This is a genomic window from Paenibacillus sp. RS8, assembly GCF_041956825.1.
Classification (GTDB): Bacteria; Bacillota; Bacilli; order Paenibacillales; family Paenibacillaceae; genus Paenibacillus_AQ.
Window position 1 is genome coordinate 4,924,803 of sequence record NZ_CP168131.1, and the last position, 26,300, is coordinate 4,951,102.

The window sequence follows — 26,300 nt, forward strand, 5'->3', positions numbered from 1 at the left end:
AACGGTATGTTATTACATATAAATCCCTATGATATAATGTATTCAATTGAATTTAACAGATAATAACTTTAGAGGCAGGTGTCAACGCTTGAGAACGGTCGTCGTGATTGGCGGGGGAATTACTGGATTGTCTACCGCTTACTATTTACAGAAATCTATAGAGCATAACAAGCTAGATGTAAAAATCATTTTGGTTGAAGCCAGCGATAGACTGGGTGGAAAAATCAGAACACTGCGACAGGAAGATTTCATTATGGAATCAGGTGCAGATTCTATTGTTACTCGCAAAACGAATGTTGCCCCATTAATTGAAGAACTTGGCATGCAAGATGAGGTCGTATATAACGCGACAGGAATATCATATATCTATACAGAAGGAAAGCTTAAGCAAATTCCTAAGGATGCAGTCTTTGGTATCCCTCTAAGTATTGAATCGCTTGCTACAACAGATCTGGTCTCTGCTGAAGGTAAAGTTGAAGCACTTAAAGATTTTTACACTCCGAATGATAAGTTTACGAAAAATGATTCCGTGGGTGAATTTCTAGAAGCTTTCCTAGGAAAAGAGCTGGTCGAAAAGCAAATATCACCTGTCCTTTCAGGTGTATATTCCGGGAAATTGAGTGAACTTACCATTGCCTCGACCCTTCCTTATTTGATTGATTATAAAAATGAATATGGAAGTATTATTCAGGGATTGTCCGCGAATAAGGCTAAATTCCAGGGGAACGGCGATAAGAAGTTTATGTCTTTTAAGGGTGGCGTATCTGCTCTGATCGATGCCATGGAAGAACAGCTGTCCGATGTACAGATCATCAAAGGGATTCGTGCCGAGCGCATTGCAAAGGATGGAGAACGGTACCGTGTAACACTGGCAGATGGACGAATCTTGGACAGCGATTTTGCCGTACTTGGAACAATGCATTCTACTGCACAAGCATTACTTCAAGATGAAGTGCTGGATGAAGATTTTAATCAGTTGTTTAACAGCTCTATGATTAGTGTGTATCTAGGATTTGATATCCCTGATAGTCAGCTGCCAGCGAACGGTACAGGGTTTATTACCGCCAACAGTGATGATGTTCTATGTAATGCTTGTACATGGACAAGTCGCAAGTGGGAGCATACATCTGGACAACAACGTCTGCTCGTCAGACTGTTTTATAAGAGCTCAGGACCGCATTATGAGTCCTTGATTAAGCTCTCAGAAGAGGAATTATTACAGGTGGCGTTGAAAGATATACAGACAAGTCTTGGGATTACTGGACAGCCAGTAACCTACGACGTGACCAAATGGCATGATGTTATGCCAAATTACCACATGCGCCATCATGAGATTGTAGTATCCTTAGAGAAGAAGATTGCAGATCATTATCCTAACGTAATCCTTGCCGGATGCTCTTATTATGGTGTGGGTATTCCAGATTGTATTGCTAATGGAGAGAAGACAGCCAAGCGCATTTTGGAGGAACTGACTTCAAATTGATGAAAGGGAGGGTGTACAATCGTGAAAAGATTAGCGATAAGCTCTATGCAAAGTCTAGACTATAAACAACGGCGGTTGTTTGTATAGAGCGAATAAAATTTGATTTACCGCCAGTGCATTGTGCATTGTTGTTTTTAGAATAGACTTTGCTACCTTCAAACTCATAAAAAGTTTAAGGAGCAGAGCGATTATGAAATATGTAAATGCTGATACGATTTTTCCAAAAGAATTATTAGAGGAAATTCAGAAATATATTAACGGTGGTTTAGTGTATATCCCAAAGCCTGAAGAAGCACATGTAAAATGGGGCGAGAAGTCAGGGAGCAGAAAATACTTAAGATCTAGAAACATTGAAATCTGTCTAAGGTTTGCTGTTGGTGCAACGGTTGACCAGCTTTCGGATGAATATTGCCTATCAAGAGACAGTATTAAGAAGATTGTTTACACAAAAAAATAGCTATAATCCTAAAAATCCACGTTAGAGGAAGCTCTGACGTGGATTTTTGGGATTTAATTATCATTCAATCTTAAATACCATACTTCTTCCGATATTTATCGATCCCATCTACAAACTGTCCTTCATATTTCACGACTTCATCCATCTCTTTATTTGCTGCTTTAAAAGCAGTGCTGGAAATTTTCGTTTTGTATAAGGCCTCTTTAATCATTGTCATTGCTTCTAGTTGCGACTTAATCGCTTTTAAACAGATTTCATGTAATACCTGCAATTCTGCATTGGGTGCTTTAATCTTTTTCGCCTCAATTACCAATTTAGTGTAATTAGGGATTATCACATTATTAAATGCTGTATAGCGTTGTTTTCTATTGTTTCCTGTATCTATTCTGTTCTTTACATATGCCTCAGAGGCAATTTCGTCATATTTAATACTACTTCTGCAGAACCTTCTTGAACGCCTGTAACAATATAATCTGAATATCCATCTGATTCAAAGGTAAGTATAGATTCATTAGATACTTCAGGTGTCAATTATGCATATGTAAGACTGGTCATTTCAGCTAGTAAGCGAACTTTTATTTTAATCGTTCAACCACTGATCTTGTAATCCATAAAATTCCTGATTTCTTCTGAGTTTACTATAAATTGTTTCTTCGCAAATACTAACTATTTTTTAAGTTCATTAACTACGAGGTGGAAGATTCATGGCAGACAAAACATACTTAGATTTACGGATACGAAAAACAAGAAAAGCAATTCGGAATGCCTTTATAGATTTATTAGCAGAGAAAGAACTGAATAAGATCTCGATCAACGCTATTACGCAAAAGGCTGAAATCAATCGAGCTACATTTTATTTACATTACAAAGATATTAATGATTTGATTGATAGTATCTTGGATGACTTATTAGCAGATTTGAAGAAAATACTTATAGATAAATTTGAAGAATCCTATAAACCAGGGGATGAACTTACCTCGCTGATTTTATTGCTAGAGCATATTGCAGAGAATTCTCATATGTACAAGGTGTTGCTTGTAAGCAAAAACATTCCTTATTTCACACCGAAATTGATGGATCTTTTATATGAATTGATATTAATAACAACAGAACAACAATCGATTCAAAAAACAGAAGATTTCTTAACCGTAGATACTCCTTCTGATATCGCAGCTTGGTATGGAACATCTGCAATCATTGGTACAATTTCCATGTGGCTTGGCAATGATATGCCCTATACCCCTAAATATTTAGCAGAGCGAATTATACAGTTAAATCCATTTATCCCTTCAAATAATAAAAAGAAATAGTGAAACATTTCACTTTTAAAATTTTAATTAACACAAGCTTATTAACTGTCGTTTTATTAACGCTTTCAGTTTTATTGTAGATTGCTAAGCTCCACAATAACTACTACCATTTAGTAATAGATAGTAATAAGGAGTGTGTTAAGAATGATGAAGGTCGGTATTTATCACGGTAAAAATAGTGTGGGGATAGAAGAGCGGCCAATACCTGAAGTAGGGCCAAAAGATGTGTTGGTTCGTATTTTAGCGGGGGGAATTTGTGGTACAGATATTAATATAGTAAAAGCAGGCTCAGAAATGGGTATCCGTTTCGGCTCAGAGTTTGGACATGAAATGTTTGGTGAAATCGTCGAATTAGGTTCTGATGCGGAAACCGATTTGAAAGTTGGCATGCGTGTAGGTGTGAATCCAATTACTGCAAAACGTGCAGGTCGTCGTTATTCGTTGGAGGTAGGAGCCTTTTCACAATATGTCTTAATTGAAGATGCAGCACTTAATTATAACCTTTATGAATTTGATGATTCCGTTTCGGCAACAGAGGCCGTATTAATGGAACCTATGAGTGTGGGCTTTCATGGAGCCTTTAGTGTACAACCCAAACAAGGTGAAAAAATCGTAATTCTCGGAGCGGGTCCTATTGGTTTATCTGCTGCTGCAGGATTAATAGGGGAAGGCATTAAAGAGGTTTGTGTTGTGGATATTGATCCATGGCGTTTGGATAAAGCCAAAGAATTAGGAGCTTTAACAGTTAATACGACGACTGAATCATTAGCAGAGGGCTTAATTAAACACTTCGGGGAAGTAAATGTTTACGGCGTTAACATGCCAAACGTAGATGCTTTTGTAGACGCAGCGGGTGCTCCGATATTATTTGAACAAGTGATGCAGATTGTAAAGCCACAAGCAAGAATTGCAATCATTGCGGTTTATAAAAATGAAGTACCTATTAGCCTTGCTCAAGTGATGAGTAAAGAAGTTAACATAGTTGGAGCTAGTGGATACACACATGAAGATATTGTAAAGGTTATTGAACATATTAACGACAAGAAAACGAATATCTCTACAATGGTGACACAGTCCTTTAAATTAGAGGATATCCAAGCAGCCTTTGACAAAGCCATTGAAGCTAAAGAAACCATTAAAGTCATCGTAGATTTAACTTGATTGTTAGACTGAAAAAAGTTCATGTGGGCGTAAAAGCTCATATGAGCTTTTTTTATTCTAGATGAATAATGACTTTATATAAAATTCAATTCAAATCAAATATGGCATATAACTAGAGTGACGTCGTGATTATACTAAGTACAGAAGTAACAATAATGAACCAAACGTGGGGGTATGATGGAAATTAAACTTGTTCCAGTAACGTTTGAAGATAAAGCGGTACTGTCTAATCTATATCAACTTTACTATTATGATTTCAGTTTATTTACGGATCAAGATGTGAATCAGCATGGAGAATTCGAGGTGGATATTGATTATTTTTGGGAAGGGGATCATCGATGGAATCCTTATCTGATCGAGGTTTCAGGAAACTTAGCTGGATTTGTGGTTGTTCTTTTTGAAAACTTAGATACAGACCCAGATCCAACTCATGTGATCTATGACTTTATGATTTTGCAGAAATACAGAAGAAATGGAATAGGTACTGCTGCCGCAATAAAAACACTTGATCTATTTAAAGAAGCTAAATGGAAACTAGCTCAAATGGAAAATAATAAACCTGCCATAGCTTTCTGGCGAAAAGTGCTTAAGGATTATACAAAAGATAACTACACAGAACGTTATTTAAGTGATTGCCATAAATACATCCAAGCATTCGATGGGAGGGAGTGAATGAAATGAAGATCAGCGTAACATTAACTGACAGCACAACGAAGTTTATGATTAATAATCTCTACCCACTATACTTACACGATCTTTCAGAGATATGGGGGAACCTTCCTAATCAATACGGGGTATACGAGGATAATGAAACACAAACGCTGAATGAACAGAATAAAGTCTTCGACATCTGGTGGGAGAAGCCAGGGATTTTATATCCTTATTTAATAAAGGAGGATGGAATTCCTGCTGGCTTTGCATTAGTAGCCACACCACCTCATACACCACCAGGTTGTGAATTTTATTTAAACGAATTCTTTATCCTGCGGCCCTTTCGAGGTACGCGAATCGCTGAACGCGCGGCTAAGGAGGTATTTAATCTTCATATTGGAAAATGGGAGCTACAAACCAATCCCACAGCTACAAATAGGAGAGCCCAGCATTTTTGGAGAAAGACACTAAAAGAATATACTGGTAATAGCTTTCAAGAAGAATGTAAGAAGTCTTTTGATGATGAATTAAAGATGATTTTTAATTTTAGTAATGGATAAAGCTAATCAAATCGAAATGTGGGAATTATTTCTTCTATTGACTTATAGTGGATTAGGGCTTACAATTAGAAAAAATTATATAATAAAACAAATGCTTTGATGGAGAAAAGTAGTTCAATACCTCTTTACAGGGAGGAAACGCCGGAGATTGAGAGCGTTTCTAGAGAAAAGGGTTGATCGAAGTTCACTCCGGAGCAGTCCCTTGAAACCATTGTTGGCAAGTAGAGGTGTACCGGTGTTAACCGTTAAATATTTAAGTGAGAACATTTCTGCTAGTTGTACAGAATAGTTCTAATTTAGGGTGGTACCGCGGCTCCTCGTCCCTTTTCGGACGAGGGGTCTTTTTGTTTCCATTTAGAAGAAATAATTGTATCCATGTAAGGCTCGGTAGCTCAGTTGGTAGAGCATAGGACTGAAAATCCTAGTGTCGGCGGTTCGATCCCGTCCCGAGCCATCTTAACTTTAATAGCAAGGCTCGGTAGCTCAGTCGGTAGAGCATAGGACTGAAAATCCTAGTGTCGGCGGTTCAATCCCGTCCCGAGCCATCTTAATTTTAATAGTAAGCTTTCTATAAAAACAGCCTGTCTGACCATTATGGTTAGGCAGGCTGTTTGTGATCTCATCAAAGTTTAAGGAGCAGAACAATTATGAAATATGTAAATGCAGATACAGTCTTCCCAAAAGAGTTACTACAAGAAATACAGAAGTATATAAATGGTGGTTTAGTCTACGTTCCAAAGCCTGAAGAATTGCATGTGAAATGGGGCGAGAAGTCAGGGAGTAGGAAGTATTTGAAATCAAGAAATATTGAGATCTGCTTGAGGTTTGCTGGTGGCGCAACCGTTGACCAGCTCTCAAGTGAATACTGTCTTTCTAAGGATAGTATTAAGAAGATCGTTTATACTAAAAAATAGCCGTCCAGCCACTAAGGTTGGACGGCTATTACATTTATTTGAAGCGTTTAACTCGCAAATATATGCTTACCAATTTTTAAGTTCTGAGGACGTGACCAGATCCAAGCACTTGTAGCTGTATCTGGATTGAAATAATAGATCGAATTGTTTGTTGGGTCCCAACCACGGACAGCATCAAGTGCAGCTAAATAGGCAGTCCGGTTTGGAGTAAGCCAGTATTGACCGTCAGATACGGCTGTAAATGCACCTTTTTGAAATACTACGTCTTTAATATTGTTTGGGAATTGACTAGATTGTATGCGATTCATAACTACAGCGCCAACTGCAACTTGGCCTTTATAAGGCTCACCGCGAGATTCACTGTAGATAACTTTAGCTAATATGTCCATTTCCTCAATATTAAGCGTATATTTTTTTAGTGCATTCCATGTTTTCGTGCCAGTAACACCATCGGCGCTTAATCCGTAGGCTTTTTGAAATTTAGAAACGGCTGCTTTCGTTTGTGATCCATATACACCATCTAAAGGCTGAGTATAGAAATCCAGAGTCTTCAATCGATACTGAAGATCCCATACATCTCCTGAAGAACTTCCTACGGTTAATACCGGAGCAGCACTAGCAGAACCGATCATAGTAGCCATACTTACCAGACCCAAAAGAAGCAACAAAGTGAATATTTTAGTCTTCATTATAGTAGCCTCCTTTCAGAAAACATTATAAATAACCTTCAATAACGTAGACAACACTCATTTATTGGTAATCCAATTAACGTCTTACAATTTTCAAAATATTATTTTCGGTTTGTGATCTTCTGAAATGGGTAAATTAATAGTCAAAGGCATATAAAACTTCGGAGGTTCTTTATATGAAAAAGCAATTAATTCTACTCATAATCGCCGCTGCTCTCGGTCTAAGTGCATGCAGTAATGATAATAGCTATGGCAATAAGATGTCCTCAAACAATACACAGATGGAACATTCCTCGCACTCTAGCTCAGGTGAGGTACCTGATGATTTGAAGGTGGCGGAGAATCCAGCTTATAAAGTTGGAAGTCAAGCGATCATCCAAACGGACCATATGGAAGGTATGAAGGGGGCTACTGCAACAATAGTTGGAGCTTTTGACACCACAGCGTATATCGTTTCTTATAGACCTACAACAGGCGGATTTCCAGTTACAAATCACAAGTGGATTATTCATGAAGAAATCAAAAAAGCAGCTGACAAACCCTATGAATCAGGCTCAGAAGTCGTAATGGAAGCTGACCATATGAAAGATATGAAAGGTGCAACGGCTCAAATTAACTCAGCTGAACATACTACGGTATATATGATTGATTACACACCTACTACGGGTGGAGATAAAGTGAAAAATCATAAATGGGTAACGGAAGATGAGCTTTCAGCAATAAATTACTAATAGAAATTAAGCTCTTAAGTAATGAAAAATGATCAAGGTAGGAACAGTCATGGACTTTGTTAAAGTTCTAGGCTGCTCCTACCTTTTTGATTGCTTCTTTTATTGGTAGTGAAGTGTTAAAATATCTTTATAAAGCACTTCTATACAAAATATACCATTTTAATTGATATTTTCTTAGAAGGTAGGAGCGTGATTGAAATGCCTAACTGGCAGGTGAAATTCGATGAAGAAATGCTTAAACAAGCTGCACAACAGATTCAAGTCGATTGGACAACGATTAAGTATATTGGTGGTTTTGAAAATGTTGTCTATAGCTTTCCAAAAGATGATCATGAATATATTTTACGTGTAACACATCAGTCTCATCAGGAGCAGGAGATGGTCATCTCTGAACTTGACTTTATGGACCATCTTGCAAAACATGGCGTGCAACTGGCTCGCCCCATTCCCTTTCAGGATGGCAGCTTGGTACAAACGCTATTCAAAGATGAGGAAAGATTTATGATCTGTGTAATGGAGAAAGCACCAGGTGGTCATGTTAATGCTTCCGATCCCAATTGGGGAACGGAGCTTTTTGAGCAATGGGGTGAGGTAACAGGAAGAATGCATGCTTTAACTCTGCAATACAATCCGGAGACTGTTCTGGCAAGACCACATCAGGGTAAGCTAGATTTTGACTTTGCTAACATTGGTACTGTTGAACAGCAGCTTTTTGAAAAGTTGCTTCAAATAAATGATCGGATTAACCAGTTGCCGCGGAATCGAGAAGGCTATGGACTATGTCACCGTGATTTGCATCCGGGTAATTTCTTCGTGCATGAGGGGCAGATCACCGTGTTTGATTTTGATGATTGCGGATACGACTATATGGTGCATGATATTGCCATTGCCGTTTATTATTCGACCATCTTTGGGGATTGGCGAAAACCGGAGGTAGAGCAGAGTAGAACTTCTAGTCTTGCGGCAGCCATGCTGACGTCTTTTATGAAAGGGTATAATCGAGAGTATGCACTCGACAATAAATGGCTAGAAGAGCTCCCGCTCTTTATTGAGAAGCGCCGACTGGAATTAGTGCTTTTGTTATTTCAAGAGTTTTCGGAGTCACAGCGTGAGCAGGATAGAGAGTGGCTTGCCCGTAATATTCAGGATGCCCTAAATGACAAAGCTTGTTTAGAGCTTTAATAAATCCTTTTGAGTAGTTTTTAATAAATTTAGAATAGATAATGAGGATATATCATATAAAAAAGGAGCATTTATTTGAACCTAGCAACTCCTGTAACACCTATTCAGCTTATGCAAGTACTTCTAAACGTTTCTGTGATCCGCCCTGTTTTTATTTGGGGGGCGCCTGGTATTGGAAAGTCTTCTCTTGTAGAAGCTTTTGCTGATCAGGTGGGTCTTCCATGTGTTTCTCTTCTGGGTTCTCAACTAGCACCGGAAGACATCATTGGGGTACCTCAAATCGTTAACGGCAAGAGCCAATTTTGTCCTCCGAAAATGATTGCTCGGGACGAACCGTATTGCTTGTTCTTAGACGAGCTTAATGCCTGTTCTCAAGAGGTGCAAAAAGCTTTTTATAGTCTTATCCACGAACGCCGCATCGGCGATTATCACCTACCTGAGGGCTCTATAGTAATAGGAGCTGGTAACCGTGCACAAGATAGTGCAATTGTTAAACCTATGTCCTCCGCGCTTATCAATCGGATGTTCCATATACAGCTAAATGTATCTTTTCAGAATTGGATCTCTTGGGCATATGAGAATAGCATTCATCCTATGGTTATTGAATATCTGGAAATGCGTCCCGATCATCTGTGGAGTGCACCTCCAAAGACTGAAGAGCCTTTCTCCACGCCACGCTCTTGGCATATGCTTAGTGATGCACTACATGAGTTTGGGGATGATATAAATGTGGATACCGTGGGGATTTTAGCGAATGGTTCACTGACAACTTCTCACGCCACACAATTCAGGGCTTTTTATAAAAATCTAACTGGAAAATATGAACTTAATCAAATTATTGATGGTAAATCCTCATTTCCAACGGCTCCAGAAGATCGGGATCTCCTGTATTTCCTAGCGCAATCCTTGCGAGCCCAGATTATTAAAGAACTCCCTCCGATTAAAGATAACGTACGAGATGGACATCGCCAATTTGCACACACTGTTAAAAAACTGATTAAAGACCTGTCAGTCATTAGCTTTGAAATTGCACAGCTAGTAGTTGCTAAGCAGGAGCAAAGTGATAATATTCCAGATTGGTTAATGGTTGAAATTGTGCGTGATTTACCACGTCTTGCAATAAAAGATAGGGGGTAAATATGGCTAAAAAGACAACTCCAGAAAACCCCGCTTTGAAAAATTTTAATGAGGCATGTTCGTTAATCGCGGATCATCCTATTTTTGCACCGTTATCTGTTCGAGCTTCGATTATCCATAATGAAAATAGTCCCTATCCTGAAAACGGCTGGGCAATTGTCACTAATAACGGTTATATTTACACTCATCCTAAACGGCGTGGTGAGGTTGCTGAATGGATGTACGTTTTGGCACATTGTTTTCTTCATTTAGGACTTGGGCATTTAAAGATTAAAGAGAATCAAGTGGCGTGGAACGTTGCATGTGATGTGTACATAGCAAAGTTTTTAAATGACTTGAAGTTTGGGAAAGTACCCGCAGATATGGAGTCGCGAATTAATCTTACAATTAAAGATGAACAACAGCTTTACGAGCAATTTATGATAAAAGGAATTCCGGACAACTCCAGATATTTTGGCACTGCGGGTGTTTCAAAGCTAGACATGAATGTTCGAGATACCACCAAAAGATACTGGGGAAAAGCACCAGATTGGGAAGCCTATCTTGCTTATGGGTTATCGAATGCTGTGACGAATGCAGTAAGTGTTGCTGGAGGACACGCTAATACTATTAGTGACCCTGCACTTTCATTAACAGCTCCACAACGTGCAAAACGATGGTTCATGGACAGATATCCTTTATTAGGTGCGCTTGCCGCCGGCTTTGAGATTATAGAAGATCCAGCGATATGTCGGCGATTAGATATTTCCATAGCTGCCATTGACGTTGTTGATCGCAAAATATTTATGAACCCTGCAGCCGGACTAAACGATGAGGAGTGTATTTTCGTGATGGCGCATGAGCTTCTGCATGCGGGGCTTCAGCATCACGAGCGATGTCTTGGTCGAGATCATTATCTTTGGAATGTGGCTTGTGACTACGTAATAAATCTTTGGCTAATAGAAATGAGTGTAGGGGAGTATCCGCGAATTGGACTCTTGTTAGATCCTGAGCTTAAAGGTTTATCTGCTGAAACGATTTATGATCGTATGGTCGGAGATATCCGCACTTATAAGAAACTGGCAACCTTGAGAGGCAACGGACTCGGTGATATTTTAGATAACGGTTCATCTAGTTTTTGGGATGTGAGAGAAGGACAAACGCTTGATGATTTTTGTAAGAATGCTATGCAACAAGGACTTATGTATCATGAAGAGCAAAGCCGTGGTCTTTTGCCATCAGGACTAGTTGAAGAGATTAGAGCGCTGGGCCAGCCACCTATTAAATGGGATGTAGAGCTTGCTCGTTGGTTTGATCATTATTTCTCACCGCTTGAGAAGACCAGATCTTATTCACGAATTAGCAGACGTCAATCTTCTACGCCTGATATCCCTCGACCACAGTGGGTTCATAGCGGCGCTGCAGATGATGGCCGTACTTTTGGTGTTATTTTAGATACCTCAGGCTCAATGGATAAAAAGCTTCTGGCCAAAGCATTAGGGGCCATTTCAAGTTATGCGCAGGCTCGTGATGTTCCTTTTGCACGGATTATATTTTGTGATGCTTGTCCTTATGATGCAGGTTTCATGCCCCCCGAGGCTATCGCAGATCGAGTACAAGTGAAGGGAAGAGGGGGAACGATCTTACAACCAGCTATTGATTTGATTCAACAAGCTGAGGATTTTCCGAAAAAAGGACCGCTTCTAATTATTACAGATGGTTATTGTGACAAGCTGACCATTAAAAGAGACCATGCTTATATTTTGCCAAAGGGAAATGACTTACCTTTCTCACCCAAAGGACCTGTATTCAGAATTAACTAAGGTAGAAGATCTTAGAAATGATTAGAGGGAGTAACCGATATGACAACCCCAAAACATATTCTTTCCGCAGCTACCGTTGTATTCAATGATCAGGGAGGCCAAAGAAGAATCGGGTATTGATATAGAGATTAATAAGTTCTGCGGCGTCTTTCAAAATGTAGATCGATCTATTTGCACTACATTATTTCTGGGTAAAGCTATCGGTGGTGAGCCTGCTACTAGTTCCGAAAGCTTGGATGTGGGTTTTTTTTCAATAGAACAAGCGATGGATATGCTCACATGGAAAAACCTCAGATTGCGGCTAGAGTATTGTTTAAATGATGATGCGCAGCCGTTTTACGTAGAATTACGGGGCACAGAAGTTGGAAAAATTATTATTACACATCTGAGTTAATGTAGGGAGCACAATGGACAAGTGTTTCGATCAACAAAGATTCATTTTTTTTATTTTATAACATTTTCAGTTGATTACAGAACTTTTCATACGTTTACAGCGTCTTACTTATGAACGATAAATCGACGGTAAGGACTGAAACATTATGAAAGACAACACGAAGCTTTTCAGAAATAATATGAGGAGCCAGTCTTCTATACAATCTGTAGGCGGCAGGCGTTATGTGCCAGGAATTGATGGTCTAAGGGCTTTATCAGTACTCGCTGTAATCGCATATCATTTGAATCTGAATTGGGCTGAGGGTGGACTTCTCGGCGTTGGAATATTTTTTGTAATCTCCGGATATCTCATTACTGACCAAATCATTAGCCAGTGGGAGCGGCACCGAAGGCTGAACCTTGTAGACTTTTGGGTTCGTAGGGCGCGGAGGCTGTTGCCTGCGATGGCCGTTATGCTTTTTGTGGTTGCCATATGGCTTTTAATTATAGAACCATCAAGATTGTTTGGGCTCAAGGGTGACTTTATGTCTTCCTTATTTTATTTCAATAACTGGTGGCTAATATTTCATAATGTTTCCTATTTTGAAAGCTTTGGCCCACCATCTCCTATCGGACATTTATGGTCGCTTTCTATTGAAGGACAGTTTTATATTCTATGGCCATTAGTTCTCATCATCGTGATGAAAATCGCTCGTCGGCGAGGTAAGCTTATTGCATGGATTATGGCTTGCGCAGCAGTCTCGGCATTAGCAATGGCATTGATCTACGTACCGGGGACTGACCCAAGTAGAGTGTATTATGGAACGGATACCCGCTTATTTGCGCTTCTCATTGGAGCAGCACTTGCAGTTGCTTGGCCAAGTCAGAAACTTAATGATAACGTCTCAGAACCGGCTCGGTGTGCGCTTGATATTGTAGGGGGATTAGGACTCATTCTATTGTTGGTACTTTTTAATCAGGTTAATGAGTTCGATGATTTACTTTACCGTGGTGGGTTTTTAGTGATTTCTTTGATTGCAGCTGTAGTTATTGCCGTTCTAGCTCATCCTGCTAGCCGTCTGGGATCGATCGTAGGCTGTAAACCTTTGCGTTGGATCGGGCTGCGATCATATAGCTTGTACATATGGCATTTTCCAGTCATTATCCTTAGCAGTCCGAATGTGAGTACTGAAGAAAGCAGCATGCTTCGGATCATCATTCAGGTAACAGTAAGTTTTCTTCTAGCTGCATTGTCATATAAGTATGTGGAGGAGCCCATTCGTCGAGGTTCACTTAAAGAAACATGGAAGAACATCAGTGTAAAACGAAGGGGTGGTCTTCGTCCAGGCTTCTTAATGGCTATTATTGCTGTGATTCTTATCCCAATCGCATGCAAAGGTTATTTGTTAAACGCTGGATCGGATACGTCTGCGATCGAATTGGCAGATTTGCAGTATGAACAACAACAACTGCAGCAGCAAGAACAACGACTGCAGCAGCAAGAACAACGACTGCAGCAGCAAGAACAACAAGATATGGGAAGAAAGAATGATCCCGCAGATCATAAAGCGATAGACGAAAATGTAACTGATAAACCATCAATACCAGCCTTGGCAACAGCTACAACTGAACCTGAAGTGAAAAAAGCTGATACTAAGGTGGGAACAACAAATACAGAAATAGCAAAGCCTGAATCAGAAGTGAAAAAATCTGTTCCTGAAGAAAAGAAACCTGTGGCTGAGAAGAGTCAAGCTGGAACGGATGTTACGGCCATTGGAGATTCTGTCATTTTGGATGCAGCACCATACCTTTCAGAGGAATTACCTGGCATTGTCATCGAGGGAAAGATCGGTCGGCAGATGGCTAAAGCTCAGGAGGTAGTGGATCAGCTTAAAGCTCAAGGCCGGCTGGGTAAAAAGGTTATAATCGAGCTTGGGACCAACGGATCCTTTAGTTCAAAGCAATTACGTAATTTACTGGATTCATTAAGTGATGCTGAGCAGATTTTTTTGGTCAATACACGGGTCCCAAGAAAATGGGAGAATAATGTGAATCACAATATTTCAAAAGTTTCCAGTGAATATAGTAATACGACCGTAGTAGACTGGTACTCTGCAAGTGAAGGAAAAGACGATTATTTCTACCAAGATGGTGTGCATCTTAAACCAGAGGGCTCCAAGTGTTACGCCTCACTTCTTGCGAAAGCCTTGGAAAGTAAGTAAGAATTAATTGAATCTCCAAACTTTTTGATATTATATTTTAATAGACCGGCAAGAGAGTTCTCTCTTTGCCGGTCTTTTTTTTCGTAAACGAATGATCATTGAAAAGCTAATCAATTCCTAGTCGTAGATAAAATGCTCCACCACAGCCACAGTCTTCGTTATGTCTGGATTAGAATTGTCGATCACCTTCACATTAGAACTTGGAAGCGGCCACTTCACACTACGGTTTCCAAATGATTTGCGAAATTCATCCCAATGCTGGAACTTCCATTCATCTAATGGTGAATGTCGATCGTGAATTCGTGTCCGATACAATTCCTCATTGGCTAGTTCGACCAAGACAACTTTAACCTCAACATCTTGCAGCGAACGTCCGATTCGATATAATTCACTGCTGATCCAGTCAGGGTTGGCAGCTTCTTTAGTAAATGGTCCAACCACAAATGCATCTACATTCAGGCCTATATTGTCTAGCGCTGCGTCCATCGTAATCCGGTAGCCCAAATCACGGCATAATCTTTTGTAATCGGCAGAGTCTCTGTCTGCCGGGTCCAATCCGTGAAAGGTCATGATCGCGTCAGCCGCTGGCCGTAAAAGAATATCCATATCAAAAAAGGGGACTTTACGCGCTGAAGCGATCGCTTTTGCTAATGTCGTTTTGCCTGCCCCAGCTGGCCCTAGAAAAAATACAAGTTTGTTCATTACTGACTCTCCTTAGAACATCAATTCAACGTTATAGTCTAGCTCTGAATACTATCATATAGAAGATGGTGAGCAATCGCCAGCGCAAAATCGTCATCTGACAGATCGGATCTGAGAACATTATTTTGATTCTCCATTGAGTTTTTGTGTAATCCTGCTTATAATATAGCGAGAAAAATAAGAAAAAGGTGTCCATAAATGAGCATATTAAATGTAGAAGGATTAAGTCATGGCTTTGGAGATCGTGCGATCTTTAAGGATGTTTCATTCCGTCTTCTAAAAGGCGAGCATATCGGATTATTCGGCGCTAACGGCGAAGGTAAATCCACTTTTATGAATATTGTTACAGGCAAGCTACAGCCAGATGAAGGTAAAGTTGAATGGTCCAAACGAGTGCGTGTTGGCTACCTCGATCAGCATGCAGTGTTGACCAAAGGAATGACCATTCAAGATGTACTCAGAGGCGCTTTTCAATACCTCTTTGATCTTGAGCAAGAGATGAATGATATGTACGGCAGAATGGGTGACGTGTCGCCTGAAGAGCTGGAAAAGCTGCTTGAAGAAGTGGGTACGATTCAAGATACACTTACAAACCAAGATTTCTACATGATCGATGCGAAGATTCAAGAAACCGCGCGCGGTCTAGGAATCACAGATATTGGATTGGATCGTGACGTAGCTGATCTTAGTGGTGGTCAACGTACCAAAATCTTACTTGCGAAGCTGTTGCTTGAAAAACCAGATATTTTGCTCCTAGATGAGCCTACGAACTATCTGGATGAGCAGCATATTGAATGGCTGAGACGTTATCTGCAAGAATATGATAATGCATTTATTCTGATCTCACATGATATGCCTTTCTTGAACAGCGTTATCAACCTGATCTACCATATGGAAAATCAAAAGCTAACCCGTTATGTGGGTGATTATGAGCAATTCCAACAGGTCTACGAAATGAGAAAGCAACAGCTTGAATCTGCTTATAACCGTCAGAAACAAGAAATTGCAGAGCTGAAAGACTTCGTCGCGCGTAACAAAGCCAGCGTTGCTACTCGTAACATGGCGATGTCCAGACAGAAGAAGCTCGACAAGATGGAAATTATCGAGATTGCAAAAGAGAAGCCAAAACCACAGTTTAACTTTAAAGAAGGAAAAACTGCGGGCAAGATGATTTTCGAAGCTAAAGAATTGGTTATCGGATATGACACACCGTTGTCTAGACCTCTGAATTTGTTGATGGAGCGTGGACAAAAAATTGCGTTGGTCGGTGCGAACGGGATCGGTAAAACCACCTTGCTTCGCAGCATCTTAGGCGAAATCCAAGCATTGTCCGGTTCGGTAGAACGTGGATACCATCAAGAGATTGGATACTTTGAGCAAGAAATGAAAGAAGGCAATTACAAGACTTGTATCGAGGAGATCTGGGATACATTCCCATCCCTATCACAATTCGAAGTACGTGCCGCCCTTGCCAAATGCGGACTTACTACGAAACATATCGAAAGTAAGATTGCAGTTCTAAGTGGTGGAGAAAAAGCAAAAGTGCGTCTATGTAAGCTCATCAACAGTGAGACTAACATTCTCGTACTGGATGAGCCGACAAACCACTTGGATATCGATGCTAAAGATGAGCTGAAACGCGCGCTGAAAGCATACAAAGGAAGCATTCTCATGATCTCTCACGAACCGGATTTTTATCAAGACATCGTGACCGATATCTGGAATTGCGAAGATTGGACAACAAAAGTATTCTAATAAGCAATGTTTTATTGAACAAGCCTATGAGGTGTTAACGAATCAGTTACGCTTTGTAGGCTTTTTTTTACGGATCGTGAGGAGGATCTATGTGTTAGAGAATAAAATGGATCAGCTTAACATTTGTGTTCAACGATTTTTTGGAGAACAAAGAGTAGAATTAATCAGTTTCTCTTGCGAAGATTTAAATTATAAAATGCCTAACTTTACTACATCAGGTATCTTTTCTATTCACGGTCTGGCAATAGTTAATCAAGAGCAGGTTCCATGGTCAATCATATTAAAAATCATCAAGTCGGATAGTGTAGAAAAAGAGGATCCAGCCCATCACAATTACTGGCGCCGCGAAGCGCTAGTCTTTGAATCTAAGATTCTGGATGAGCTTCCCGGCTCTATCCAAGCCCCAAAGTGTTATCTTGTTGAAGAGCAAGCAGAAGGGACCATATGGTTATGGTTGGAGCGAATAGACGGGGAATATGCACATACAAAGCAGCAGTTTGATTTTATCGCTGAGCGGTTAGGTCAATTCAATGGAGCTTATCTTACCGGAAAGAAAATACCTGATGAGGATTGGATATGCAGGGGCTGGCTTAAATCGTGGACTACATCTAGTAGAATGTATGCGCCTAATCTGGATACTTACATAAATCATTTACATGGAGAAAATGCGCTAAACATTTGGACATGGTTCCACAGCTTTACTAATCAGATAGAAAGTAACTTGAATGCTCTCAATAGCTTGCCACGAGTACTTGCCCATCAGGACCTCAGTCAGATGAATATGCTGCTGAATCAGGGTGAAATGGAAGAGAAACGTTTAGTTCTGATTGACTGGCAATTCATGAGCATATCCGGCATTGGTGAAGACCTTGGCAAAATGTTTGGCGTAAACATGAGCTTAGGAGTCATTCCTGTTCACCGTTACAAGGATTACAAAGAGTCCTTGTTCCATGCCTACATCAAAGGATTAAAGGATTCAGGCTGGTATGGGGATGAGCGCCTTGCTCGATATGGCTACTGTTTAAGCACTGCTTTACGTAGTATCTGGGAAGTACCTCAATACATTTCTCTGAATGCTCAGCTACAATCTGACCCGTTAAACACTAGTCTTCAGGAGCGGGTTATTCGTTTGGAGCAAATTATTATTATTCATCAAAAAATGGCGCTAGAAGCTGACGCATTAAAATTATGTATAACATAGTTAACTTTATTTCTCACCAGATATAAAAAAAGAGCCCATTCTACATGAGCTCCTTTTTGCTACACCTCAATAATGATGGGGAGAATCATCGGACGTCGTTTCGTTTTTTCGTACAGGAATCTACTCAGGGTCTCCTTAATAGTCTGTTTGATGATATTCCATTGCCCTAGATCAGGCTCACTCATCTTTTGAAGGGTAGAAGTTACAAGCTGGTTAATTTCCTCCATTAAAGATTCTGAGTTTCGGACATAGATGAACCCTCTGGAGATAGTATCCGGTTCGTTTAATAGACGTCCATCTGTTTGACTTAGAGTAATTACTGTAATCAAAATCCCGTCTGCCGATAGCTGGCGACGATCACGAAGCACGACATTCCCGATATCCCCAATGCCAAGGCCATCCACTAGGATCTGTCCAGCAGTCACTTTGCCCGATTGACGGACAACACCTGACGAAGACTCAACGATGTCCCCATTCTTTAGAATAAAGATATTATCGGGGTTAACACCAACTGCCTCCGCCAACAAGCTGTGATGATGAAGCATACGGTATTCACCATGAATCGGTATGAAATATTCAGGTTTCATTAAGGTTAACATTAATTTAAGCTCTTCTTGGCTGGCATGCCCAGACACGTGAAGCTCGCTGCGTGATCCATAGATGACTTTAGCACCAAGCACATATAAATTATCGACAATTCTAGATACATTGCGTTCATTCCCGGGAATGGGATTAGCTGCAATCAGAACGGTATCTCCAGCCTGGATTTCCATCTGCCTATGACTTGCATTAGCCAGTCGCGATAACGCAGCCATGGGCTCACCTTGACTGCCTGTACATAATACAGTTACTTGCTCCGGGGGGAGTTTGGCAGCTTCTGTAGGCTCAATTAGCATGTTATCGGGAATGCTCAGGTATCCGAGTTCTTGGGCAACCCGGACCACATTCACCATACTTCTGCCAAGTAAGGTTAATCTACGGTCTGTTAGATGAGCAGCCTCAATGATCTGTTGTAGACGGTGTACATTTGAAGCAAAGGTAGAGACAAAAATTCTGCGATCTGCTTTCATGAATGCTTCTTCTATATGAGCGCCTACGAGCTTCTCGGAGGGAGTGAAACCCGGGCGTTCTGCATTGGTACTCTCAGATAGAAGAAATCTTACACCGTTCTTCCCGATGTCGGCCATTTTATGTATATCGGGATACTGCTTATTCACAGGGGTCATGTCAAATTTGAAATCCCCTGTATGAACAACGGTCCCTTCTGGGGTATCGAACACAACACCAAGGCAATCCGGAATACTATGATTGGTATTAAAGAACGTTATAGTAAACGCACCTAGCTTTAAAGTGGAGTCAGAATCAATGACATGAAGCTTGGTTTGACGTAATAATCCATGTTCCCTCAGTTTATTTTCAATTAGGCCTAAGGTTAACCGGGATGCATAAATCGGAAGATTTAATTGTTTGAGCAGATACGGAATTCCTCCAATATGATCCTCATGTCCATGTGTAACTACTAATGCTCGAACCTTATCAAGATTGCTTAATAAATACGTAACATCAGGAATTATGAGGTCAATTCCCAGTAGACTCTCGTCCGGAAATTTAGAGCCGCAATCAATGACAACAATATCATCAGCATATTGCAGCAAATACATATTCTTACCAATTTCATTCACACCGCCTAATGCTGCAATCCAGAGCTGCTTTGCTGCCGCTTTCATTAAAGTCCCTCCCTTAATAAATTCACCTATATTATGTATGAAACCACTTATAATTATCCTTTAATTTAAGTGGTACAATAGATTGATACTCGAAGGTTAGGGGACCGATTAATCATGAACATCAGACGAATACAAATGAAGGATAATTATGCTATCGAACAAATTATTAGGGAGTGCCTAATGGAGTTCGGAGGGAATAGAGGAGGTTTAGCGTGGGAAGATGACAGCTTGCATCATTTATATCAGTACTATACTAATGATAAGAATCGAGCATACTGGATTGTTGAAGAGGAAGGAACTGTGTTAGGAGGTTGCGGAATTGCACCTTTCGGGAAAGAAGAGGACATATGTGAATTACAAAAAATGTATTTAACTTATACTACTAGAGGTACTGGAGTAGCCACCGAACTATTGAATATCGCGCTGGATTTTGCCAAACTTCATTACAACAAATGTTATCTAGAGACGTTGCAGAATATGCAGGGAGCTAACCGTTTTTATACAAAAAGCGGATTTGAACGTTTAAACGCGCCACTTGCAGGTTCGGAGCATTTTGCTTGTGATGCTTGGTATATAAAAGACTTAACTCGATAGATTGAAAAATGTGAGCCTGGATTACCGGGCTTTTTATATGTAATTAGATATTTTTATTTGACAACAAAACCGTCCAGACGGTATAGTAAATAGCAGAGGTGATTAACGTGAACAGTAATTCTAAACGGAAAGCAATTTTACTGGCAGCTTCCGCGGTTGTTAAAAATAATGGCGTGGAGAAGCTGACGCTTGAAGCTGTTGCTAAAGAGGCTGGTGTCAGTAAAGGCGGACTACTGCACCATTTTCCAAATAAAGAGGCTTTGATCATGGGGATGGTGGAAGAGTTAACGAACGAATTTTTTACTAATGTTCAAGAAAGGGCATTGAGCGCAACCGTTGAGAAAGGAAAGTGGAGTCGGGCTTTTGCTGAAGCTATTGATGAAGATCTTAAAGAAGGCAAAGAGATCGGTACCGCACTTTCGGCTGCTCTTTTTACCAATCCGGATATTCTTAGTAAATTTCAAAATCAATATGCAATGTGGCAAAAAAATATAGAGAACGACGGCATTGATCCTGTCCGTTCTACTATCGTTAGGTTGGCTGCAGACGGGTTATGGTATTCTGAGATGTTCGGATTAGGTGTGTTAGAAGATGAATTACGGACTAAAGTCATTCAAGATTTAATAAATATGACGAAGTAAGGAGGCGCTAAATTTGAATTCATATGTATTATTGGCAACAGCGATTATCTTTGAGGTATTTGGCAGTTCAATGCTAAAAGTATCTAACGGGTTTAAAAAGCTATTACCTTCCATTGGAGTGATCCTTGGGATGGGTTTTGCCTTTTATAGTCTTTCTTTAGCACTTAAAACAATTCCATTAGGGACGGCTTATGCGATTTGGTCAGGGGTGGGTACAGCATTGACAGCCTTAATAGGCGTACTCATTTATAAAGAGAGCTTTAACCGTAAGAAGTTATTAGGTCTGCTGCTCATTATTGGTGGGGTAATTATTATGAAGCTCTCTGGTGGGGCTCATTAGAATTTGGAGGCTGTAGCATGAAAAGAAATGTTGGATATATAGCTCTAGGTATAGCGATTGCTAGCGAAGTCGTAGGCACTACTATGCTGAAAATGTCGGAAGGATTCACGCAATTACTCCCATCAATAGGGGTTATTATTGGTTTTATAATCGCTTTTTATAGTTTATCTATAAGCCTTAGAGAATTACCGTTAAGCTTAGCATATGCGATCTGGTCGGGTGTAGGTACAGTTCTAACCGCACTTGTGGGTATGGTTGTATGGGGAGATCCATTTGGTATTCTTACGTTTGCCGGAATAGTATTAATAGTAGGCGGGGTAGTATTATTAAACGCACCTTCTGCAGATCAAGAGAGAGCTCGTTAAATCGGGCTCTTTTTTTGTTTGAATAGATGTCATAGATTCCGTAAATCGCATAGTTTCGTAATAATGGTATCACTTACCTTTTCCGTAGAATTACATCTTATAGTTTGAGCTGCTATTTATCTATAATGAGTGTGTCTGAAAGTGGAGGGAGGGTGTGGTTCTTTTAAATGTGCTCTAAGGTGACTATATTTGTAAACGCTATCATTCGAGCACTTTGATAGGTTCATTATTTAGAGAATCTAACACAATTGAGGAGGATTAAAAATTAAAATGCGTAACAAGTATGTTGTATGGTCGTTGGTAGTATCCATGTTGATTTCAAGCTTATTCTTGGCTGCGGGCCCGTTTAATTTTGTTTCAGCCTCCGGAGGACCAAACCTGACACTCGGTAAAAATGTAACGGCAAGCGGTCAATCTCAAACTTATAGTCCGAACAATGTTAAAGACAGTAATCAAAATACGTATTGGGAAAGTACGAATAATGCATTCCCGCAATGGATTCAAGTCGATTTAGGTGCAAATACGAATATTGATCAAATCGTTCTAAAGCTCCCTTCTGGTTGGGAGACGCGGACGCAAACATTGGCTGTTCAAGGTAGCACAAACGGTTCGACATTCACAAACATTGTAGGGTCTGCGAATTATGAATTCAATCCATCAGTGGCAGGTAACAGTGTTACCATCGACTTTGCCTCAACCAGTACGCGTTATGTTCGTCTGAATGTAACGAGCAACACAGGTTGGCCGGCAGCTCAGCTCTCTGAATTCGAGATTTACGGCGCTAGTGGTCCTATTCCTACTCCAACTCCATCGCCTTCCGGCACTTATGAAGCTGAATCCGCTTCACTGTCTGGAGGAGCTAAAGTGAACACGGATCATGCCGGTTACTCCGGCGCGGGCTTCGTGGATGGATATTTGACACAAGGTGCAACAACGACATTCACGATTAACGTGCCAGCAGCAGGTAGTCGTGAAGTGACATTGAAATACGCTAATGCAAGTGGCAGTGCAAAGACAATAAGTGTCTATGTCAATGGTGCTAAAATTGGCCAGACCTCATTATCTAACTTACCAAATTGGGATTCATGGAGCACTAAAGTAGAAGTTCTTAATCTAAATGCGGGTAACAACACCATCGCATATAAATATGATGCTGGTGATTCTGGCAATGTTAACCTTGACCAAATCACTGTAGCGTCGACGACAACAACACCACCTGCAACACCTGCTCCGACACCGACAGCCACACCAACACCAACACCGTCAGCCACACCAACACCAACACCAACGCCAACACCAACGCCAACAACCACACCAACACCGACGGTCACACCAACAGCAACGCCGACACCAACACCAACACCTGCTCCTGGGAGTAATATTGCTGTCGGCAAGTCGATTACCGCATCTTCCAGCACACAAACGTTCGTAGCCACAAATGCGAACGATAACGACACAAGCACATACTGGGAAGGCGGCAGCAATCCAAGTACTTTGACGCTCGACTTAGGTGCGAACCATAACATTACTTCAATCGTATTGAAGCTGAATCCAGCCACTGCTTGGAGTACTCGTACTCAAACGATTCAGGTGCTTGGTCACAACCAAGACACAACTAGCTTCAGTAATTTGGTGGCGGCTCAATCGTATACATTTAATCCAGCTTCGGGCAACACAGTAACCATCCCGGTCTCGGCAACGGTTAAACGTCTTCAGTTGAATATTACTTCGAACTCCGGTGCGCCGGCTGGGCAAATCGCAGAGTTTCAAGTATTTGGTACTCCCGGAGCAAATCCTGATCTAATGATAACGGGTATGTCCTGGTCTCCTACTACTCCGGTCGAGACAAGTGCAATTACATTAAATGCAGTTGTTAAGAACAATGGAAATTCTAGCTCCCCAGCAACAACTGTTAACTTCTACTTAAACAATGAACTAGTTGGATCTGCACCAGTAGGTTTACTAACTGCCGGGGCTTCCACAACAGCCTCAATGACATTAAATGCTGGAGCCAAAATCGCAGCGGCCTATACTCTAAGCGCTAAGGTAGATGAAAGCAATGTGATTTTTGAGCAAAATGAAGGGAACAACAGCTATACGAACGGGGCACCGCTTGTTATCGCTCCGGTCTCCAGCTCTGACTTAGTGGGCGCGGCTTCATGGACACCAAGTAATCCAGTTGCCAATAGTTCTGTAGCTTTTACCGTGAATCTCAAGAATCAAGGGACCATTGCTTCTGCAAGCGGTTCTCATGGTATTACAGTAGCATTAAAGAACTCAGTGGGCTCCACTATTCAGACATTTACTGGATCCTATAACGGAACCATAGCTGCAGGAGCTTCCATTAACGTCACAATTCCAGGGACATGGACAGCAGTCAACGGCAATTACACTGTCACCACTAGTGTTGAAGTGGATGCGAACGAAGTAACAGCCAAGCAATCAAACAATGTTAGCACGGCTAATCTAGTTGTGTATGCTTTACGTGGTGCAAGCATGCCTTATAGTCGGTACGATACTGAAGATGCTACTCTCGGTGGTGGTGCAACATTGAAATCTGCTCCTACGTTTGATCAAGCACTAATCGCTTCAGAAGCATCAGGTCAGCGTTATGTAGCCCTTCCTTCGAATGGTTCGAACGTAGGATGGACAGTAAGACAGGGGCAAGGTGGCGCGGGTGTGACGATGAGATTTACTATGCCTGACTCTTCGGATGGTATGGGACTTAATGGCTCACTTGACGTGTATGTGAATGGAGTAAAAGTCAAAACCGTATCGTTAACCTCCTATTACAGCTGGCAGTATTTCTCGGGTGATATGCCTGGTGATACTCCTAGTGCTGGGCGTCCGCTCTTCCGATTTGATGAAGTACACTGGAAATTAGACACCCCTCTCCAGCCTGGAGACACCATCCGGATTCAGAAGAACAATGGAGATAGCCTGGAATATGGAGTTGATTTCCTCGAAATCGAACCCGTTCCTACTGCAGTCTCTCGTCCGGCGAACTCCGTGTCAGTGACAGATTATGGTGCTGTAGCAAATGACGGTCAGGATGACCTTGCAGCCTTTAAAGCGACGGTGAATGCAGCTGTTGCAGGCGGTAAGAGTATGTATATTCCTGCCGGAACGTTTAATCTTAGCAGCATGTGGGAAATTGGTTCAGCCAGCAATATGATTAACAACTTTACGGTTACGGGTGCTGGGATCTGGCATACCAACCTCCAATTTACTAATCCTAATGCAGCGGGTGGCGGGATTTCACTCCGTATTAGCGGCAAGCTGGATTTTAGCAATGTTTATATGAATTCGAATTTGCGATCCCGTTATGGACAAAATGCAATTTATAAAGGATTTATGGATAACTTCGGAACCAATTCAATCATCCATGATGTCTGGGTAGAACATTTTGAATGTGGTATGTGGGTAGGTGACTATGCGCATACGCCTGCTATTTATGCCAGTGGGCTTGTTGTTGAGAACAGCCGGATTCGGAACAATCTTGCTGACGGCATCAACTACTCCCAAGGAACTAGCAATTCAATTGTTCGAAACACAAATGTACGTAATAACGGTGACGATGGTCTTGCTGTATGGACTAGTAATACCAATGGTGCTCCGGCGGGTGTAAATAACACATTCTCGTACAACACTATTGAGAATAACTGGCGTGCAGCAGCCATAGCATTCTTTGGAGGCGGTGGTCATAAAGCTGATCACAACTACATCATCGACACTGTAGGCGGTTCCGGTATTAGAATGAATACTGTGTTCCCGGGATACCATTTCCAAAATAATACCGGAATTGTTTTTTCGGATACAACGATTATTACAAGTGGCACCAGTAAAGACCTATACGGTGGAGAACGCGGAGCCATCGACTTGGAGGCATCGAATGATGCCATTAAGAATGTGACCTTTACCAACATCGATATCATCAATACACAACGCGATGCAATCCAGTTTGGTTATGGTGGCGGATTTGAGAATATCGTATTCAACAACATTAACATTAATGGCACAGGACTAGATGGTATTACTACTTCAAGGTTCTCAGGGCCACATCAGGGTTCGGCAATCTATACCTACACAGGCAATGGTTCAGCAACGTTTAACAACCTGACGACTACGAATATCGCTAACCCCAACCTGAATTATATTCAGAGCGGTTTTAATCTGACGATTCATTAAGCGATAGTGTGAGGGAGGAGTTCTTCGGAACTCTTCTTTTTATTTGGTGAGTGGTAAAAAAAATTAAAGATGCGGAGGAGGATATTGGCTTGGAGAACAAGAAATAAATGGGGTGA

At 41.0% G+C, this 26,300-nt stretch carries 24 protein-coding genes, 2 tRNA genes and 1 other annotated feature; of the genes, 22 read left to right on the forward strand and 4 right to left on the reverse strand.

The genetic code is table 11. From position 1 onward, the window contains the following. Positions 1-88: 88 nt before the first annotated feature. Together ACDZ28_RS23390 and ACDZ28_RS23395 are read left to right on the forward strand one after the other, a co-directional pair. Entirely contained in the window at positions 89-1,483 is a 1,395-nt protein-coding gene (locus tag ACDZ28_RS23390; RefSeq protein WP_375102868.1) for a protoporphyrinogen oxidase, read from the forward strand. 190 nt (positions 1,484-1,673) lie between these two features. Beyond that, positions 1,674-1,940 carry a CD3324 family protein gene (locus ACDZ28_RS23395; protein ID WP_042127555.1) on the forward strand — a complete coding sequence of 89 codons (267 nt, stop codon included), beginning with the start codon at positions 1,674-1,676 and terminating at the stop codon, positions 1,938-1,940. Between the two features lie 70 nt (positions 1,941-2,010). Here the strand turns inward: ACDZ28_RS23395 and ACDZ28_RS23400 are convergent, their stop codons facing one another. Beyond that, a complete protein-coding gene (locus tag ACDZ28_RS23400; RefSeq protein ID WP_375102869.1) occupies positions 2,011-2,253 on the reverse strand; it encodes a hypothetical protein in 243 nt (80 codons plus the stop codon). A gap of 391 nt (positions 2,254-2,644) precedes the next feature. Here ACDZ28_RS23400 and ACDZ28_RS23405 point away from each other — a divergent pair, with 391 nt between their 5' ends. From ACDZ28_RS23405 to ACDZ28_RS23435, 7 genes are all read left to right on the forward strand, one after another. Beyond that, the gene (locus tag ACDZ28_RS23405; protein WP_076118528.1) at positions 2,645-3,250 is read left to right on the forward strand and encodes a TetR/AcrR family transcriptional regulator; all 606 of its coding nucleotides are present in this window, start codon (positions 2,645-2,647) and stop codon (positions 3,248-3,250) included. A gap of 144 nt (positions 3,251-3,394) precedes the next feature. After that, positions 3,395-4,411, forward strand: a complete 1,017-nt coding sequence (locus ACDZ28_RS23410) for a zinc-binding dehydrogenase (protein ID WP_375102870.1) — start codon at positions 3,395-3,397, stop codon at positions 4,409-4,411. 174 nt (positions 4,412-4,585) lie between these two features. Next, positions 4,586-5,083, forward strand: coding sequence for a GNAT family N-acetyltransferase (locus ACDZ28_RS23415; protein ID WP_375102871.1), 498 nt, complete (start codon positions 4,586-4,588; stop codon positions 5,081-5,083). Between the two features lie 5 nt (positions 5,084-5,088). After that, the gene (locus tag ACDZ28_RS23420) at positions 5,089-5,622 is read left to right on the forward strand and encodes a GNAT family N-acetyltransferase (RefSeq protein WP_375102872.1); all 534 of its coding nucleotides are present in this window, start codon (positions 5,089-5,091) and stop codon (positions 5,620-5,622) included. Positions 5,623-5,709: 87 nt separating this feature from the next. Next, positions 5,710-5,950 (forward strand) — a binding site (T-box leader). Positions 5,951-6,003: 53 nt separating this feature from the next. Further along, positions 6,004-6,076: transfer RNA gene (locus ACDZ28_RS23425), tRNA-Phe, on the forward strand. Between the two features lie 18 nt (positions 6,077-6,094). Further along, a tRNA-Phe gene (locus ACDZ28_RS23430) sits at positions 6,095-6,167 on the forward strand. A gap of 102 nt (positions 6,168-6,269) precedes the next feature. Beyond that, complete coding sequence (locus ACDZ28_RS23435) at positions 6,270-6,536, forward strand: CD3324 family protein (protein ID WP_375102873.1); 267 nt, start codon at positions 6,270-6,272, stop codon at positions 6,534-6,536. A 47-nt stretch (positions 6,537-6,583) separates the two neighbouring features. On the opposite strand, the gene sleB is transcribed toward ACDZ28_RS23435, so the two are convergent. Next, positions 6,584-7,225, reverse strand: coding sequence for a spore cortex-lytic enzyme (gene sleB / locus ACDZ28_RS23440; RefSeq protein WP_375102874.1), 642 nt, complete (start codon positions 7,223-7,225; stop codon positions 6,584-6,586). 176 nt (positions 7,226-7,401) lie between these two features. Between sleB and ACDZ28_RS23445 the strand changes: the two genes are divergently transcribed. The 6 genes from ACDZ28_RS23445 to ACDZ28_RS23470 all read left to right on the forward strand — a co-directional run bounded on the left by ACDZ28_RS23445 (position 7,402) and on the right by ACDZ28_RS23470 (position 14,671). After that, positions 7,402-7,956 carry a YdhK family protein gene (locus ACDZ28_RS23445; RefSeq protein WP_375102875.1) on the forward strand — a complete coding sequence of 185 codons (555 nt, stop codon included), beginning with the start codon at positions 7,402-7,404 and terminating at the stop codon, positions 7,954-7,956. Positions 7,957-8,154: 198 nt separating this feature from the next. Further along, positions 8,155-9,138, forward strand: a complete 984-nt coding sequence (locus ACDZ28_RS23450) for a phosphotransferase enzyme family protein (protein ID WP_375102876.1) — start codon at positions 8,155-8,157, stop codon at positions 9,136-9,138. 75 nt (positions 9,139-9,213) lie between these two features. After that, a complete protein-coding gene (locus ACDZ28_RS23455; RefSeq protein ID WP_375102877.1) occupies positions 9,214-10,275 on the forward strand; it encodes an AAA family ATPase in 1,062 nt (353 codons plus the stop codon). Positions 10,276-10,277: 2 nt separating this feature from the next. Beyond that, positions 10,278-12,077: a peptidase gene (locus ACDZ28_RS23460; RefSeq protein ID WP_042127572.1), complete on the forward strand. Its 1,800-nt coding sequence runs from the start codon at positions 10,278-10,280 to the stop codon at positions 12,075-12,077. Between the two features lie 85 nt (positions 12,078-12,162). Continuing rightward, complete coding sequence (locus ACDZ28_RS23465) at positions 12,163-12,471, forward strand: NUDIX hydrolase (protein WP_375102878.1); 309 nt, start codon at positions 12,163-12,165, stop codon at positions 12,469-12,471. A 223-nt stretch (positions 12,472-12,694) separates the two neighbouring features. After that, complete coding sequence (locus tag ACDZ28_RS23470) at positions 12,695-14,671, forward strand: acyltransferase family protein (RefSeq protein ID WP_375102879.1); 1,977 nt, start codon at positions 12,695-12,697, stop codon at positions 14,669-14,671. A 117-nt stretch (positions 14,672-14,788) separates the two neighbouring features. On the opposite strand, the gene ACDZ28_RS23475 is transcribed toward ACDZ28_RS23470, so the two are convergent. Then, positions 14,789-15,373, reverse strand: coding sequence for an AAA family ATPase (locus tag ACDZ28_RS23475; RefSeq protein ID WP_375102880.1), 585 nt, complete (start codon positions 15,371-15,373; stop codon positions 14,789-14,791). Between the two features lie 198 nt (positions 15,374-15,571). Between ACDZ28_RS23475 and ACDZ28_RS23480 the strand changes: the two genes are divergently transcribed. Together ACDZ28_RS23480 and ACDZ28_RS23485 are read left to right on the forward strand one after the other, a co-directional pair. Further along, positions 15,572-17,128 carry an ABC-F family ATP-binding cassette domain-containing protein gene (locus ACDZ28_RS23480; protein ID WP_042188035.1) on the forward strand — a complete coding sequence of 519 codons (1,557 nt, stop codon included), beginning with the start codon at positions 15,572-15,574 and terminating at the stop codon, positions 17,126-17,128. A 91-nt stretch (positions 17,129-17,219) separates the two neighbouring features. Further along, positions 17,220-18,329: a phosphotransferase gene (locus ACDZ28_RS23485; protein ID WP_375102881.1), complete on the forward strand. Its 1,110-nt coding sequence runs from the start codon at positions 17,220-17,222 to the stop codon at positions 18,327-18,329. A 59-nt stretch (positions 18,330-18,388) separates the two neighbouring features. Here the strand turns inward: ACDZ28_RS23485 and ACDZ28_RS23490 are convergent, their stop codons facing one another. Further along, a complete protein-coding gene (locus ACDZ28_RS23490; protein ID WP_375102882.1) occupies positions 18,389-20,056 on the reverse strand; it encodes a ribonuclease J in 1,668 nt (555 codons plus the stop codon). 114 nt (positions 20,057-20,170) lie between these two features. Here ACDZ28_RS23490 and ACDZ28_RS23495 point away from each other — a divergent pair, with 114 nt between their 5' ends. The 5 genes from ACDZ28_RS23495 (at position 20,171) to ACDZ28_RS23515 (ending at position 26,184) form a co-directional block, all read left to right on the forward strand. Further along, positions 20,171-20,650, forward strand: coding sequence for a GNAT family N-acetyltransferase (locus ACDZ28_RS23495; protein ID WP_375102883.1), 480 nt, complete (start codon positions 20,171-20,173; stop codon positions 20,648-20,650). Between the two features lie 107 nt (positions 20,651-20,757). Further along, positions 20,758-21,291 carry a TetR family transcriptional regulator gene (locus ACDZ28_RS23500; protein ID WP_375102884.1) on the forward strand — a complete coding sequence of 178 codons (534 nt, stop codon included), beginning with the start codon at positions 20,758-20,760 and terminating at the stop codon, positions 21,289-21,291. 13 nt (positions 21,292-21,304) lie between these two features. After that, the gene (locus ACDZ28_RS23505) at positions 21,305-21,631 is read left to right on the forward strand and encodes a multidrug efflux SMR transporter (protein WP_042127584.1); all 327 of its coding nucleotides are present in this window, start codon (positions 21,305-21,307) and stop codon (positions 21,629-21,631) included. A gap of 17 nt (positions 21,632-21,648) precedes the next feature. Continuing rightward, positions 21,649-21,996 (forward strand): multidrug efflux SMR transporter, encoded by a 348-nt coding sequence (locus ACDZ28_RS23510; RefSeq protein ID WP_042127587.1) that lies wholly within the window; start codon positions 21,649-21,651, stop codon positions 21,994-21,996. A gap of 270 nt (positions 21,997-22,266) precedes the next feature. Then, positions 22,267-26,184 (forward strand): discoidin domain-containing protein, encoded by a 3,918-nt coding sequence (locus ACDZ28_RS23515; protein WP_375102885.1) that lies wholly within the window; start codon positions 22,267-22,269, stop codon positions 26,182-26,184. Positions 26,185-26,300 lie beyond the last annotated feature (116 nt).

Coding starts and splice junctions, on each gene's coding strand:
- ACDZ28_RS23445 (WP_375102875.1), top strand. CDS start 7,402: ATGAAAAAGCAATTAATTCTACTCATAATCGCCGCTGCTCTCGGTCTA.
- ACDZ28_RS23435 (WP_375102873.1), top strand. CDS start 6,270: ATGAAATATGTAAATGCAGATACAGTCTTCCCAAAAGAGTTACTACAA.
- sleB (WP_375102874.1), bottom strand. CDS start 7,225: ATGAAGACTAAAATATTCACTTTGTTGCTTCTTTTGGGTCTGGTAAGT.
- ACDZ28_RS23510 (WP_042127587.1), top strand. CDS start 21,649: ATGAAAAGAAATGTTGGATATATAGCTCTAGGTATAGCGATTGCTAGC.
- ACDZ28_RS23450 (WP_375102876.1), top strand. CDS start 8,155: ATGCCTAACTGGCAGGTGAAATTCGATGAAGAAATGCTTAAACAAGCT.
- ACDZ28_RS23490 (WP_375102882.1), bottom strand. CDS start 20,056: ATGAAAGCGGCAGCAAAGCAGCTCTGGATTGCAGCATTAGGCGGTGTG.
- ACDZ28_RS23405 (WP_076118528.1), top strand. CDS start 2,645: ATGGCAGACAAAACATACTTAGATTTACGGATACGAAAAACAAGAAAA.
- ACDZ28_RS23515 (WP_375102885.1), top strand. CDS start 22,267: ATGCGTAACAAGTATGTTGTATGGTCGTTGGTAGTATCCATGTTGATT.
- ACDZ28_RS23395 (WP_042127555.1), top strand. CDS start 1,674: ATGAAATATGTAAATGCTGATACGATTTTTCCAAAAGAATTATTAGAG.
- ACDZ28_RS23410 (WP_375102870.1), top strand. CDS start 3,395: ATGATGAAGGTCGGTATTTATCACGGTAAAAATAGTGTGGGGATAGAA.
- ACDZ28_RS23475 (WP_375102880.1), bottom strand. CDS start 15,373: ATGAACAAACTTGTATTTTTTCTAGGGCCAGCTGGGGCAGGCAAAACG.
- ACDZ28_RS23495 (WP_375102883.1), top strand. CDS start 20,171: ATGAACATCAGACGAATACAAATGAAGGATAATTATGCTATCGAACAA.
- ACDZ28_RS23420 (WP_375102872.1), top strand. CDS start 5,089: ATGAAGATCAGCGTAACATTAACTGACAGCACAACGAAGTTTATGATT.
- ACDZ28_RS23415 (WP_375102871.1), top strand. CDS start 4,586: ATGATGGAAATTAAACTTGTTCCAGTAACGTTTGAAGATAAAGCGGTA.
- ACDZ28_RS23480 (WP_042188035.1), top strand. CDS start 15,572: ATGAGCATATTAAATGTAGAAGGATTAAGTCATGGCTTTGGAGATCGT.
- ACDZ28_RS23460 (WP_042127572.1), top strand. CDS start 10,278: ATGGCTAAAAAGACAACTCCAGAAAACCCCGCTTTGAAAAATTTTAAT.
- ACDZ28_RS23465 (WP_375102878.1), top strand. CDS start 12,163: ATGATCAGGGAGGCCAAAGAAGAATCGGGTATTGATATAGAGATTAAT.